Annotated in this window: 9 protein-coding genes; 6 read left to right on the top strand and 3 right to left on the bottom strand. The window is 45.0% G+C overall.

From position 1 onward, the window contains the following. The first annotated feature begins 4 nt into the window (after window positions 1-4). The 3 genes from NYE29_RS01740 to NYE29_RS01730 all read left to right on the top strand — a co-directional run bounded on the left by NYE29_RS01740 (window position 5) and on the right by NYE29_RS01730 (window position 4,826). Window positions 5-976 carry a polysaccharide deacetylase family protein gene (locus NYE29_RS01740; protein WP_340894051.1) on the top strand — a complete coding sequence of 324 codons (972 nt, stop codon included), beginning with the start codon at window positions 5-7 and terminating at the stop codon, window positions 974-976. A 77-nt stretch (window positions 977-1,053) separates the two neighbouring features. Continuing rightward, complete coding sequence (locus NYE29_RS01735) at window positions 1,054-3,648, top strand: hypothetical protein (RefSeq protein ID WP_340894050.1); 2,595 nt, start codon at window positions 1,054-1,056, stop codon at window positions 3,646-3,648. A gap of 74 nt (window positions 3,649-3,722) precedes the next feature. Further along, entirely contained in the window at window positions 3,723-4,826 is a 1,104-nt protein-coding gene (locus NYE29_RS01730) for an efflux RND transporter periplasmic adaptor subunit (protein WP_340894049.1), read from the top strand. A gap of 113 nt (window positions 4,827-4,939) precedes the next feature. On the opposite strand, the gene NYE29_RS01725 is transcribed toward NYE29_RS01730, so the two are convergent. Together NYE29_RS01725 and NYE29_RS01720 are read right to left on the bottom strand one after the other, a co-directional pair. Continuing rightward, window positions 4,940-5,770, bottom strand: coding sequence for a spermine/spermidine synthase domain-containing protein (locus tag NYE29_RS01725; RefSeq protein ID WP_340894048.1), 831 nt, complete (start codon window positions 5,768-5,770; stop codon window positions 4,940-4,942). Window positions 5,771-5,872: 102 nt separating this feature from the next. Further along, entirely contained in the window at window positions 5,873-7,066 is a 1,194-nt protein-coding gene (locus tag NYE29_RS01720) for a transposase (RefSeq protein ID WP_076114670.1), read from the bottom strand. A gap of 426 nt (window positions 7,067-7,492) precedes the next feature. Here NYE29_RS01720 and NYE29_RS01715 point away from each other — a divergent pair, with 426 nt between their 5' ends. From NYE29_RS01715 to NYE29_RS01705, 3 genes are all read left to right on the top strand, one after another. Further along, window positions 7,493-8,596, top strand: coding sequence for a discoidin domain-containing protein (locus NYE29_RS01715; RefSeq protein WP_340894047.1), 1,104 nt, complete (start codon window positions 7,493-7,495; stop codon window positions 8,594-8,596). A gap of 441 nt (window positions 8,597-9,037) precedes the next feature. Beyond that, entirely contained in the window at window positions 9,038-9,745 is a 708-nt protein-coding gene (locus NYE29_RS01710) for a DNA alkylation repair protein (protein ID WP_340894046.1), read from the top strand. Window positions 9,746-10,170: 425 nt separating this feature from the next. Then, on the top strand, window positions 10,171-14,289 hold the full coding sequence (locus NYE29_RS01705; RefSeq protein WP_340894044.1) for a collagen binding domain-containing protein: 4,119 nt from the start codon (window positions 10,171-10,173) through the stop codon (window positions 14,287-14,289). A gap of 77 nt (window positions 14,290-14,366) precedes the next feature. Here the strand turns inward: NYE29_RS01705 and NYE29_RS01700 are convergent, their stop codons facing one another. Continuing rightward, window positions 14,367-15,509 (bottom strand): response regulator, encoded by a 1,143-nt coding sequence (locus NYE29_RS01700; RefSeq protein WP_340894043.1) that lies wholly within the window; start codon window positions 15,507-15,509, stop codon window positions 14,367-14,369. Window positions 15,510-15,553 lie beyond the last annotated feature (44 nt).

Genomic DNA, 15,553 nt, shown 5'->3' with positions numbered 1-15,553 from the left:
GCCGATGGCAGAGTATAAGGATTTTGCACATGATAAAAGAAGAAAACAACGTATAAAGAGGAACCGGAGAGGATTGCTGTTTATTGTGATTTTGTTGTTTATAGTTGGTTTTAATATGATGATCGTAAAGAAGCCAACGGTTGACAAACATAAAGTTCAAACCTCCACTGCAAATAAAGAAGAAGTGACAGCAGTCCAAAAGGTGATTTTTAAGCAAAAGAATGGGCTTCAAAAGGGAGCAGAAGATGTGACGGCTTCATTAAAAAGCGTTTATGAAGTTGAAGACATCGCCTTCGTTGAGAAGTATCTGAAGCAGCAAATTTCGGGGGATATGCCTGATGGGGCGAATGGAGAAAAAATTGCTTATTTATCATTTGATGACGGGCCCTCCGAAACCGTAACTCCAAAAATACTGGATGTCCTAAAGGAAGAAAAGGTACCTGCAACCTTTTTTGTGCTAGGCCAGGAAGTAGATAAAAGTGATATTACTAAAAATTTAATCAAAAGAATGATTGAAGAAGGACATGCTATAGCCAATCATTCATATTCGCATAACTATGATTATTTGTATCCTAATAAGAAGGTGAGTCTAGACCATTTTATGAGTGACATCGAAAAGACTAACAACTCCTTAAAAACAGTATTAGGAGAAGACTTCACTACCAGGGCAGTCAGATATCCTGGCGGTCATATGACATGGGCTAAAAGTGATCCCACAGGTGTGGCTTCACTGGATAAAGCTCTATATGCCAAGGGTTATCACCATGTGGATTGGAATGTATTGCCGAAAGATGCAGAAGGTGCACCCAAGAACGCAGAAGAATTAATGCGAGAATTCACGAATACAGTAGCAGGCAGAGAAAAAGCAGTGATATTAATGCACGATACTTATAACAAGGAAGAAACCGCAAAGGCTTTGCCGGAAATGATAAAGTATCTGAAAGAACATGACTATAAATTTAGAACAATGAAGTAATCTAAAAAATGCGATATCAGCTATAGATGACTAAATTTGTTATCTGTAAATGTTGTATAGATTTTGAGGAGGAAACCATGAGATTACATAGAAGTAAAAGTGTTGCTCTGTTGCTAAGTATTCTTCTTATCAGCCAATTGTCTGGATATACTGTTTCAGCTGCTCCGGCAACAGTAGGTAGTGCCTATAAGATGTCCGCAGGAGAAAGCGTCACAGCAAAGAATCTAGGGGCCATCCTGCTGGGAGCGAATGTAAAAGCTACCGTAGAGGATGTTAATATTTGGCCGCAAACCGGTGGCAATATTCTGGCCTATACGCTTAAGCTCTCTAACAACGGCAGTTCTAGTGCCAATCTGGTGCATTATTTTCCGCGTGTAGTCACGCCGGGGGGTTCAGCCATTCCCGCTAACCCTGTAACCGCCGATGCGCTTAAGAAAAAGGTCGGAGCCAAGGACAGCCTGCGTGTGACCTACTATGTGAATGTCGGTCAAACGACTTCGCTGCAGGGGATGAAGATAGCCATGTACGTATGGGACGCCAAAGCCAAGGGGTATCTAAAGAATGCGGGAGCTCTGGCGATTCCGGCGGGCTATTCCACGGCCGCTGAACGCGGCAAGATTCTGAGCTCCACCATGAATGACATTCCAGTTACAGCAAGTGCGGATTCCCTGCAGCTCTACAAGTTTAGCGGTAAAGTGTACGCCAAGGTAGGAGTGAGCATTACCAATAAGGGTAGTAAAGTTCTGAATGAAGCCGGATACACTCCGTATCTCCAAACGGCAAGCGGCACCTCTTTCGAATTGACGGTGAACAGCGCACAGGCAGGTTACAAGATTCAACCGCAGGAGAAAAAGAGCATTTACTATTTGGCGGAAATTCCCGCAGCCCTGAATACCAACAACATGAAGCTGCAGTTTACCCAAAAGGATGAGACCCTGAAGCTTGAGCTTCCCAAAATGTCTTTCAAGCTTCCAGTTGCGTCTACTCCTAATTTTGTTGTGAATCCAGGTGCTGTCAAAAAAGTCGGTATTAACAGCAATACAGTGGAAATGCAGCTGGTGAATGCTTCGGTTTATTCAGAAGACGCCCATGGAGTATGGTCCTTTCAGTTACGTCTGAAGAATGCCGGCAACAAGGCGGTGACCCTGCCGAGCTACGAGCTTGCCGTGAAGTCGACCAAAGGGACAGCTTTCCCGGTGAACGCTAAAGCGCTCAGTGGTCTCACGCTAAAACCGTTGGAAACAAAGGTTGTTCCACTGACGGTGCAGGTACCCCTTGAGGTCGAGCAAGCCGGGCTGCAGCTGCAGATGATTGAAGCTGTCAGTGCAACAGAAACGGCCGGCCCAACCACTGGCGAAACCGCTGGTACACCTGGAACGGTAGCGGCGGCGGCTCCCAAACTGATTTTTCCGGTAGCCTACTTTACCATTCCTTATGCGCTTCGTGCTGATGTGCAAAGGGGGGAGGTCTATAATCGGACGAATCAATTTGGCTCCTTCTCTTACAACTTGACGTCATTACAACGGTATCCTTGGAAGGATGATGATATCGTCATGGCCAAGCTGAACATCACCAACACCCAGTCCGTAACCCTTACGCTTCCCGAACTTACAGGAGCGATTAAGCTGGATAGCAATGATTTAGCGGCGACTACGAATCTGCTGATCGATAAAGAGGCCGCAACGCTGGCTCCGGGCAAGTCCGCCGAGATCGTAGTGATGTCCAAAGTTCCGTATACCGAGGAATTCGAAGATGTACGAATCAATTTATTCAGTACGGTGAATACCGAAAAGGTGCCGTTCCTGGACCTCAGCATGAGTAATTCACTGAATGCAATAGATAATATTGACCGCGGGGGCACCTACAAAATCAGCGGTAAAGGTAAAAATGCCAATGTTCAGGAGAGCCGTACGACTGTTTATGAGGGGACCAATTCCAAAATTGTGTACACGGAACTGCTCATAAGCAGCCAGGAGAAAAGACAAAGCAAGATGGCGCGTCTGCAGGCGTATTACAGAACGAAGGACGGGCAGTTCTTTGATGCCAAACCTAATCAACCCGACAATGCTGCAACACCTGGCGGTATGCAGTTGGTTTCATTCTGGGCGAAGCTGCCGAAGACGGTAAGTGCCGATGACATCTCACTGGTATTAGGCTCCGGGGTGACAGGAAACAAGTTAAGTGAAAGCGGACAAGAGGCTACCGGCTTTATGAATGCAAGCGCCCTGCTGCTCACACCTAAAACCACTGCACCGGCAAGCAATTTAACGAAGATCACGTTCTTCCCCTATAATTTATCGGTCATCAACTCGGAAGGCAGACTTTTGGAACTAAACGACACCATCAACATCGTAATGACCTATGATCTGACCCGGGATAACAGCATCGACAGTGGCGATTTGGAACATAAGCTTGTGCTTAGAATGACTGATCCCTTTGGCGTAACACAGGATAAAGTGCTGACTATAGGCACAGATCTGACAGAAGGAAAGAGCAATACCTTCTCGATGTCCTTCAGCAAAAATCTGTACATGAAGCTCAAGAGCGGCACTTACAAATTAACTTTGTTTGATGAATTCCAAGGCGAGCGGCAGGAGCTTGGAGGTCAGGTTTTCAACCTGTTCATCGACCGCCAGCTGATAACTAATGTGAAAGATACCAACGCTAAATGACAATGGAAGAAGGGAAATGTGCTGTTCACCATTAAATATAATTATCCACTGTTAATTGAAAGGAAGCCAAAGTGATGAAGAGTACCATTAAGAAAATTATAAAGTGGGTTATTATCATAGCGGTCATCGCTGCCGCAGGTTACTTGTTGTATGCAAAGGTTCTTAACAAGGCGGAGGAAGTAGTGGGCGAATTACCGCCGATGGAGGCTATTACTTTTCCGGTCACTCAAGAAACGATTACTCAATCCATACAAGTTAAAGGGACATCCAAATATGAGCACGAGACCCTTGTGTATGCTCCCTTTGCCTCCAAGGTGACAAGCTGGAAAGTAAAGAACGGTGATCAAGTGAAGAAGGGGGAGCTGCTGTATACCCTTGATACCAGCACACTCAAGAATGAAATCGCAACCCAAGAGGCGGCTATTCGCAAGGCGAAGCTGGAAGCTGAACTAAATTCATTTGTAAGCCAGCAGAATGATGAGACGATCACAGTAGGTGCATCCGAAGCAGAACGGTTAAAGAGTTTGGCTACACAGGAGACAGGACGAATTAGCGAAGATCTAAATAATGTGAATGGAGATATTCAAGCGCGGGAGATAGCAGAGAAGAAGAAAAAGATCCAATCGGCGAGTTATCAGGCCCCTTCTTCTGGGATATTCTTGTTCGACAACAATAGTGAACTCCCACAATTAGTTACGGATAACCAGTATATTGGGAAAATTGTGGATTTGAACAAACTGGCGTTTATAGCTCTTGTGGGGGAACAGGATGTATTCCGCATTAAGGCTGGCATGAAGGTAACGGTCAAAATGACCGCTTCCAAGGATGTTAAGCTGGCTGGAAAGGTGGAGAAAATTTCAAAATTCGCAACAGCTACATCGGGTAAAGAAAGTGCTTCTACTCAACCTCCTCAGTTCGAAGTAGTCATTTCGCTCGAGCCGAATGAGCTCCTGATCGGCGGTCTTAGCTTAAACGGCGAGATTGAGATCATACGTAAAGAAAATGTCACTGTGCTTTCCAACATTGCTGTCATTCATGAAGGAGACCTTTCTTATGTTATGTTGGATAATGGTAACGGGCAAATAGAACGAAAAGAAATAAAAATCGGATTGGAAACAACGGATAAGGTTGAAGTGCTGTCTGGACTGAAGGCTGGAGACAATGTAGTTCTTCAGTAGATTGAGAAATCCTCGGCTCGGAAGCCGACGACGTCTAACCTGGACATTTTGGATGAACGTGAAAAGGTAGCCGTCGTCGGACGCTGATGCTGCGTTAGAATCAAGTTACATAGTTATAGATAGCACAAAATAGATTTTTCTATCCAATACATAAATACAGTTGATGGACTTTGTTTTTCATGCTCTTTCATACTTAAATACATATCAATTCCATCAGAAACATCATGCCATAAATCCGTAAAGACAAAATCATAATTCCCCTTAGACATATCTTCTTGTGCATATTCAAAGGCATCTGCTTTGATAATCTTTATTTTTTGAGTGTTTTTGAATTGTGGTAATATACATTTGCTAAATAATTGAATAACATCTTCATTGCTTTCAACAATCGTAATACTTTCAACCTGATCTTTTTCTGAGATCATATAGGCATAATAACCAAGCCCCAGTCCAAAAGTAAGCACATTACCAAATGCCTTGGCAACAGCTTCTTTCATGGTTTCTATTTCATTCGGTGTAATGGTCATCCAGATTCTATTATTCTCTAGAATTGCCGGGAATATGAATTCAGTTTCAAAGAAACCAATCTGTGGAATTTGTCTTCCTTCGCGTGTTGTGATTATGTCATTACAAACAAAGACCTCGTAAGGTTTGTATTTTTCATATTTTAGTTCACTATTGCCTTTTTTTATTGTTGGTATCTTAATGTTCTTAAAATACGAATTGTTATAATACTCATTGGCATCCAGTTTATGAGACATCTTATTGAAATATTTGTTGAATAAGTCTGCATCATCAACCTTATCAACAATATCTAGTCCTAAAGCAGCTGCAAATATTACATTAAACGCATATTCGATAGATACACCATATTTAACAATCTCATCAATTTCTTCTTTGCTTATGAAGTCAGGTTTATTATTTGAGCATTTTGCATAATTCATATTTCGATTGAGAGTCCATGGTTAGGCCACAGCGAAATCTCAGTGTTGTGAGAGCGGAGCGATAAATGGACAGACGGGCAGAATTTCAATGAATTTGAAATTTCAAGCGGCGTTTTGGACTCGTTGCTTGACGATGGCAAGTGCAGAGGCAAGTAACACAATCGCATTCAAATATTGGTGTGTTGTCACTTTTTGAATCCCCCAGACGTGAAGCTGGTCTGCAGTTAAATAGGTCTTCATTCGAGAGTTGCAGCGTTCTACACTGGTTCGTTTATTGTAAAGTTCCTTCCAGCCTCGGCTTTCCCGATGCGGCAACGCGTAACGCCGGAGATCCGTTTGACTGTTGATTTTAACCACCATTCCATAATTGGACGACGAACAAGTGACCATACCCAAAGGACAATCCACTTGACCTGTCGCATGTGGACAACGAAATTTCAAATGTACCTTTTCCTGTCCCCAATACGTCATAGGAAATCCCATCGAACAACAAGGCGTGCCTTTGCGGGTGATCCCCGCTGGCGGTTCCTTTTCATTTCGTGGATTCAGCGGAATAATGGCTTGCGCCTTGACGTTCCGGGCCGCCTCGTAGTTTTTCATTTGGTCGTAGCCCGCATCCAGCATGAAGAATTTCACTTTGGATTTTGCAGCGACAATCGTCATGAGTGCAGGCCCTTCGTCTCCGTCGTTCACATGGGCAGGAGTCACCTGGAGCACCATAGGAAGTTCACTCTTGGCATCGACGGCCAGATGCAGCTTATAGCCAAACCACTTGACTTTGTTGCCGAAGGTGTCGAACTTTGCACCCCAGTTGGCATGGCCAGTGAGCTCGCTTTTTCGCTTGGGTTCTTTTTTCTCGTAGGCGTGAATGGCTGCGCTGTCGATGGCGACATGAGTGCCGTCGATGATTCCAGCTTCTTGGCACTGAGCCACAAGATCCTCAAACAACTGCTTGGCAAGGCTTTTGCGAGTCAACTCGGCAAAAACCCGGCTTAACGTGGAAATTGAAGGGGCGGGGATGTCCAGCCGAAGTCCACATTGGTAACGGAAACGAAGGTCAAACTCCAGTCTGCGCGCTAGGCCGGTGAACGTATCGATGTTCTCTAAGGGAGCCGCGAGTAATGCGCGAAGAATGCCTTGACGGCAGTGCCCGTCCGCTCCTCGGGGTGAAGGATTTCTCAATTGTCTCGCGTAAGGTCGCAGGTCCAGTGCGCTGAAAAAGATGGGCAATCGCTCTTTTGATTCGATTTTTTGAAGCTCCTCAAAGGAAAATAGACTTTCTTGGAGAATATACAAAGGGGACTTCCTCCTCTTGAGTGTTTTGGTGTCGTTACCAAAAAACTTCTCCAAGTTGGGGTGAAGTCCTTTTTTATGCTCAAAATCTCTTTGTGTACCAAGGGCTTAGATTAATGCAAAATGCTCATTTAAATAATTGCTTAATAAAGCAAATACTTTGTTATCCTCTTCATTAACTTTGTCTTTTATTGCTTTATTACGTTCCATACCTTCACCTTTTATTTTTACTATAGCATATGGCTGTCAAGTACTAGTGTATATGGGGGTGGAAGTCAATAGCTTTATTTTTGGGTAATGCTTTGAACCTTCACTTTATTTCTAAGCTTGTACATGAGTTTGTAAAGCGACTATATTAACTGAGTATTTGTTCATCATATAGTAATTTATAAGAAAAGAAGCGAGGATGCGATGGCAATTCGAAAACTAATGATTAATGTTTTGATTATCTTTATGGTTGTTAACTCCCTATTCACCTTCAGTTTGTATGCGGCGTCTCCAACTTCCAGTTCATTGGGGGCGTCTTACGGAGGTGAATGGGTTGACAAAGCATTGGTTGAGGTCGAGGATCTCGACGGTACGATAAATCTTACATTTGATAAGAATACGGGCAAGGCTGCTTTAGAGTATTCAGTCTGGGACGAAGAAAATTATACCTTTCAATCAACGGCACCTATTACTGTTAATGAACAGAAACCCGTGAAATTCACCTACGAATACCTGGACTATACCGAGCATGAAAATCCAAGAACTATGCGAGGAGAGGGTATCATTGAATTTAAAACTGGCACAATTGTGATTAAAATGGGAGGACTTCCCCCGGACATAAACAAAATTTTTGCTCAGCCGCGGACCTTCATTCGTGATCCTTATGCGAACCGGGTTCCAAAGCCTGAGGATGCCATAGCTGTTGTATCCCAATACTGCAAATGCAAAGAGTCCAATCTGGTGAAATTTACTTACCCCGTTGCAGACAATGAAAGCAATAAAAATTGGATTGCTTATGTCGAAGTGTATGTAAGAGGAATTCTCTTAACCGAATATAAAGTGAATTTGCACACCTATAAGGCAACAGAAATCAAGGATTTATGGTCGCAATCCTCTCATTTTGCCAACAAAGTTAAGGTTTCAAAAATCACAGCATCATCCACATTACCTAAATCGAAGGCCGGCTCTTATAGTGCAAATCAAGTAATCGATGGGGATACAGCCACATGCTGGTGCGAAGGGGTTAAAGGGAGTGGAATAGGACAAAGCTTTACGGTTAGCTTCCCCCAAAAAACTGAGGTTAGCAGCTTGAAGGTTTTTCCGGGGTATGGTAAATCCGTCTCCGCATATCTGGAGAACAACAGTGTGCGTAAAGCAAAAATAACCTTCTCCGATGGAACTTCTGTCATTGCTGACTTCACGAAGGAAGCTGTATGGGATCTGCCAAAAGTTAAAGCAACAACCAGCATTACGTTCACCATATTAGAAGTCAACCTAGGCTCTAAGTATAACGACACTTGTGTCTCGGAATTTACCATCTCATAAGAGTATCACTGGGCAGTGATGTCTAATCATTTTTTCTGTCTTTACTTTTATAAGAGGTAAGAATAAAAAATAAAAGGAGAGTTAAGACAATCAAAGAAAACCATTCTATAGATTGTTTAAATATTAAACTATAGAACACATCAATAATTTCTAAGATGATTACTATACATATAAATATTCCCCAACGATCCTTTTTCATTAAGATACACCGTCCTAATTTACAATTAATCACATTATATAACTTTACAGAATAGTTTACGGCAGCGTCAACTAAATAACTTACTTTACAACAAGACCTCCCCGGACAGATTTATCTGTCCGGTTCTTTTGTAAGGAATTACAACCAATAAGCAGCTTAACCACAATAGTATGAACAAGCTTGCGATAGAGGAATCTGTGAAGTACACTTTCTGTATCCAGTAAAAAAGGAAGTGTTAAACAATGAATGTAGAGATGGTCATGCAGGAGCTTGAGGCGCTAGGCAAGGAACGAACCAAGAAAATATACAGCTCGAATGGCGCACAGGAACCGCTTTTTGGCGTGGCCACCGGCGCAATGAAGCCTATCTTTAAGAAAACCAAAATAAATCAGCCACTGGCTGAGCAGCTATACGCGACAGGGAACTACGACGCCATGTATTTTGCCGGCATTATTGCCGACCCCAATGCAATGACAGAAGCGGATTATGACCGGTGGATGGATGCGGCTTATTTTTATATGTTGTCCGATTTTGTAGTTGCAGTAACTTTGGCAGAAGCGGATATTGCACAAGAGGTTGCCGATAAATGGATCGCGAGCGGTGAGGAGCTGAGAATGTCAGGGGGCTGGAACTGTTACTGCTGGCTGCTCGGCAACCGGCCGGACGATGAATTTTCCGAAAGCAAAATTGCCGGTATGCTTGAGCTTGTGAAAAAAACGATTCATGAATCGCCGGAACGCACCAAATACGCGATGAATAACTTTTTATACACCGTGGCGGTATCCTATCTGCCGCTTCATGATCAGGCGTGCGAGACCGCAAGAGCCGTAGGCCCGGTAGAAGTCAATAAGGATAAGGCCAAAAGCAAATTTATTCACGCTTATGAAAATATTCAAAAGGCAGTCGGCAAAGGCCGGGTTGGGTTTAAACGCAAGCATGTAAGATGCTGACCGTCCGTCTCACCGGAAAAGGAATTGCAGGCTAGTTTCCTTGACCAGTCTGAACTGTACACCGACAGATTTATGGCTATGTATCATTCACCGTTGAAAGGGATGCCCCGCGTACTATGAAATGGCGCGGAGGCATCCCTTTTATACGGTTATTTGTCGTTTCGGAAGGAAGCGATGTAAAGATGAATGGTTGGCATTTGTCGGAAAATGAAAGTTTTTAATTGTATTTTGGTGAAATGTTCAGAAATTGTCCATACCGGGAATTTACTATTACAGTACCAGGCATCTATGCAGTTGGGTACTTGTGGAGGTCAAAGGGACAAGGGGGGATGGAGTGTAACGGGGGAATCACGGGAATGAATCGTCTCATTGAGACGCGGCTAATAGTAAAAGAGAGACTTTACGAAATGGAGGACAGTTCACAAGTGAGAAGAAGGAAGTTAAATATCTGGCTAATTGTTATTCTACTGTTAACGCAGTGGACCTACAGCTTTGGGTTTAATGACCGCGTATACGCAGAGCCAAAAAATATTGCAGATCATTTGATCACAAGCGTTACTCTGGCCGTGTACACCGATGATAATTACACGGAGACCGTGACGGGAAATGTATATCAGCTTGACTCCTTTAGCGAGCTGAACTATACATGGGCGCTTGCTGATGGACATGGGTACGGGGCGGGATCGACATTTGAATTTGATCTTCCCGGGCAGTTTGAACTTTACAACGATCTGAACGGAGATCTTCTGTTAGAAGGCGAATCCGTCGGCACTTATACGGTCAATAAAGACAACAATCATGTTATCTTCACATTCAATGATTATATTGAGAAACATGACCAAGTGGGTGGAACGTTTACGGTCCGATCCCTTCTAAGCTCAAAGAAAATCCATGGCTCTTCTAAGCAGATTCTGACTTTTCCGATCCATGGCGGTACTCAGATCATTGAACTCCAGTTCAAGCCGAAAGCCGGTTCAACTATAGAGAAGAAAGGCACTCCTCTTCCGCAGTTCTACAATCCGACGCAAATTGCCTGGACCGTGGATGTGAACAAGGCATTGGATCGTGTGGGAAATGCAGCTGTGAAGGATGACATTCCGGACGGGTTGTCGCTGGATACGGCTTCAATCCTGGTACATGAACTTGATGTGAATCTGGATGGTTCGGTCACAGCGGGCAATATACTTGACAGCAGCAAATATGATCTTACATCTTCAACTCCGGATGAATTGAACTTGAAATTCACAGAGAGTCCGATGACCAAGGCATACCGAATTGAATTCGTTACGGATATTACAAGTGCGGGTGCCGATGCTACCAGCTATGCCAATACTGCAGTTTTTAGTGGAGGTAACGGATTCTCCAAGGAATCTACGGTCACTGTAACGGCGGGAAGGGGCAAACCACTGAACAAAATGGCAGCAGGCTACGATGAGGCCAGTCAGACTATTTCCTGGGCGATAGAATACAATTACAATCAAAAATTGATTCCGGCAAGCAATGCAGTACTGAAGGATTCCTTGAATGCTACCCAGGAGCTCATCCCAAGCTCGCTAAAGGTATTCCCGGTTACGATTGAGCCTAATGGAAAGGTAGTAAAGGGTGGTACGCCGCTTCCTGATACTGATTACACGATAACCACCTCTGTAACTGCAAGCACCTATGATATTGAAATGAAATTTAACAATAACGTTAAGTCTGCCTACCGGATCGAGTATCAGACGAAAGCGAAGAATCGTGTCTTTGACAATGATACGATTACCAATAAAGTGACTTACAATGGAGAAACTGTATCGGCCTCGCAAGGTATAAGTCAGCAAATTCTATTTAAGAACTACAGCAATATTGATTATTTGAACAAGACTGTAAAATGGACGATTACCGTTAACAAGGATTCCAAAATTATGAACGACCTGATTGTTAAGGATACGTTCAGCAATGCGGGGCTAAAGCTTGTTAAGGGTTCGCTTGTGATTCAACCTATTGGCGGCGGCGCTGCAGTCAGCAATGATGTGGTCTACACAGCACATGATCCTGCAGCTGCGAATGACGGCTTTACCATTACCTTTGATGATCCGATCTCCGAACCCTATGTAATTTCTTATACCACAACATTCAATTATGATTGGCTGTCCGCAGGCAAAGACAGATTTATCAACACTGCCGGGCTGGAATGGTACGAGAATGGAGCAGCGACTCCAAGCGGGAAAACGGTAACTTCTACCTTGAACCCAAGAGGTGAAGTGAAGAACAACGGACTCAAGAACGGTTCTTATGATGCAACTACGAAGAGAATTACCTGGAATATTGGTGCTAACTACAATATGAAGACGCTGGCTAACGCCGTTTTGGAGGATACCATTGCCGGCGGACAGATCGTCGATATGGGATCGGTTAAGGTCTTCAAATGGGTTTACGGTGCGAATGGGAATCCATCCACAAGCTCCAATGTAAGTAAAGATGACTATGCAGTAGTAATGGATAGTGGCAAGCTGAAAATAAGCTTTAACAAGGAGATCGGTTATGCGTTTTATGTTTCCTTCCAAACATCGTTTGCCGACCAGGCTATTGATCTGAATAAGGTTGACAATACGGCTGTATTGTATAACGGCACAACGAAGGAGTCCGCAGACTTGAGCGCCTCCGTCAATATCCCTCAAGGGGGAGAATATATCAACAAGAAGGGGACCCAAAACGGCAATAAAATTGACTGGTCCATCAACATCAACCGCAACCAATCATTTGTTAAAGATGCTGTGATTAAGGACATCCCGAGTGAAAATCAAATCCTGCTCAGCAGCACATTTCATCTCTACAAAACAACGGTTTCCAGCGATGGAACGATTAACCCAACCGGGGAGGAACTGGAGAAGGATTCGGATTATACGCTGGCTCTTCTAAAAGACAGCGACGGGAAGGAAAGTTTCACACTGAAGTTTGAGAAGGATATTTCGGAGGCGTACATTCTGAAATACCAGTCGCTGATCACTGCACAAAACAATGAAAAAGTCAGCAACAAAGTAAGCTTCGAAGGTAAAAATGTAAAAGAAATTACGAATGAGAGTAACCAGGAAATCACGGTCAAGCTTTCAAGCGGCTCCGGCACAGGCAACGGTGTCAGAGGACCTTTACGCATCATTAAAATAGATTACAGTGATCCTGGCAAGAAGTTAAGCGGTGCAGCCTTTGATCTGTTCCGTGTATTTGATGATGAGATGGTTTGGATCAGTGAGGGTGTAACGGACGCAGAGGGTAAGCTGGAATTCACTAAACTGATCGGGGGGAATTATGCTGTGATCGAAAAAACAGCACCCGGTGGCTATCTGCTGGATACCAAACCTCATAGGGTCACGATTAATTCGACAACAGGCGTAGAGCAACAGATTACCAACAAAAAAGCTGCGACGCCGACGCCGACACCGACACCAACGCCGACGCCGACACCGACACCAACACCGACACCGACACCAACACCGACGCCGACACCAACACCGACGCCGACACCGACACCAACACCGACGCCGACGCCGACACCAACACCAACACCGACGCCGACACCAACACCGACGCCGACACCAACACCAACACCAACACCGACACCGACACCAACGCCGACACCGACGCCGACACCAACACCGACGCCGACACCGACGCCGACACCGACGCCGACACCAACACCGACACCGACACCGACGCCGACACCGACACCGACACCGACACCGACGCCGACACCGACACCAACACCGACACCAACACCGACGCCGACACCAACACCGACACCAACACCGACGCCGACGCCGACGCCGACGCCGACACCGACGCCGACACCAACGCCGACACCAACACCGACGCCGACACCAACACCGACGCCGAAACCAACGCCGACACCGACGCCGACACCGACACCGACGCCGACACCAACGCCGACGCCGACACCAACGCCGACACCGACACCAACGGTAGCACCATCGCCAACGGAACCGTCGACACCGGCAGAACCACAGACGCCGACACCGACCGTGACACCAACACCAACGGTAGCGCCAACGCCAACGGAACTGGCTCCGCCGACATCAACGGCGACCCCGTCGGTCGTACCTACTGCAGTACCGTCAGCGGCTCCGACCCAACCTGCCATCACGCCTGCTCCGCAGCGGACCGAGGTCAGCACATTGAAAGAAATACCGATTGAAGGGGAAATTCCGCTTGGCGGCGTACCAAGTATCGGAAGTGATCCTGAACATGGGACAATAGTGCTTAAACCTGATGGCAAGTGGAAATATGTGCCTGACAACGGCTTTACCGGAAAAGACAAGTTTACGATTATCATTACCGATGAGGATGGGAACTCCGAGGAGGTCGAGATTGAGATTCTGGTCGATGAAGTGCCTACAGGCACACTGCAAAAACCTGAAAATCAAGACGTGCCAAACAGGCTGCCTCAGACCGGAGAAGAAAGTCCGCTATTGTTTTATTTAACCGGAGTTGTCTTGGTTATTCTGGGTGCAGGACTCTCCAGAAGATATAAGACACGCAATAAATAATCGAGAACTCATTGGAACATACGAAGACACCCAACTGAAGAGCGGGTGTCTTTGTATGTTTTGTGAGGCAAAGAAGACTATAGCTTTCTTAAATTAAGCTGCTTCCATTCTTCATACCAGTTTGTTATTTCTGCCGGGGGGCCGATGCTGAGATCTCTGTTAAGCAGCTCTGCTAGCAGGTTGTAGCGCTCCTCGACTGCCGCGCGTTCTCCAATGCTGTTATAAACTTTCATTAGTCCGAAATGGGCCTGCTCGAAATAGGGATACATCTGAACAACCCGCTGGTATACAGTAAGCGCCTCGGGGATTTTATCGCTACTGGTGCAGAACTCCGCCATGCCCATTGCATGATGCAGCCAGATGGATCTTAATCGCTGCCGTTCACTTTCCGCCCATAAATAATCATAATCCCCCAGATAGTCTCCTGCATAAAAATCAAATAACCGCTGATGTTCCGCATAATTATCGTGATTAATGGCGGGGAGCGCCTGAATACCTTTTTCCCATTCCATAACGTCGATAAGTAAGTTGTCTGTCTCTAGGATATATCCTCCTTCGGTACTGACACTGTTGATTTGCAGATCAATTTCAGCTTGTTTCAAACAATTCCGAACCTGGTAAATTGTTGTGTACAGTAAAGTGGAAGCCTTCTTATATGAGATATTGGGCCATAACATCTCAATGAGATGATTTTTTCCGACGAAACGGTTGCGGTTATGTAGTAAATAGGCGAATAATTCCTGAGACTTTGAGGTGCGCCAGCGGATATTTAGAAGCGGCTGTCCGCAACGTTCGAACCGGAGCGACTGAAAACTACGGATCACGGTTTTATTTTCGTGCTTATCGGCAGATTCCTCGACCTTTTGCTCCTCAAGACGCTGAATGGTTTTGATCAATCGCTCCAGCTTTACAGGCTTCAACAAATAATCCAGCGCATTCAGCTCAAAAGCACCCACAGCATAGTTATTATAGGCGGTCAAAAAGACTATCTTGGTTCGCGGACACTGTATTTGCAGCAGCTCTGCAGCCATCATGCCGTTCAGTCCCGGCATTTCGATATCCAGAAATATGACGTCTGGATTCAACTGTGCAGATGCTTGTACAGCCTTGGCCGGATCAGTGTAAGCACCGATAACGTTAACCATGGGCATTTCCTTCAGCATCAGTTCCAGATTCATTAGGGCCAGCTGCTCATCGTCAACAAGCAAAGCTTGAATCATTGTCATTCCACCACCTATTTACAAAATAAGTTATTTCAGCTAAC

It is taken from the genome of Paenibacillus sp. FSL M7-1046, from assembly GCF_038007405.1.
In the GTDB taxonomy this organism is placed as follows: Bacteria; Bacillota; Bacilli; order Paenibacillales; family Paenibacillaceae; genus Paenibacillus_AQ.
This window is presented reverse-complemented; position numbering and strand designations above follow the sequence as displayed.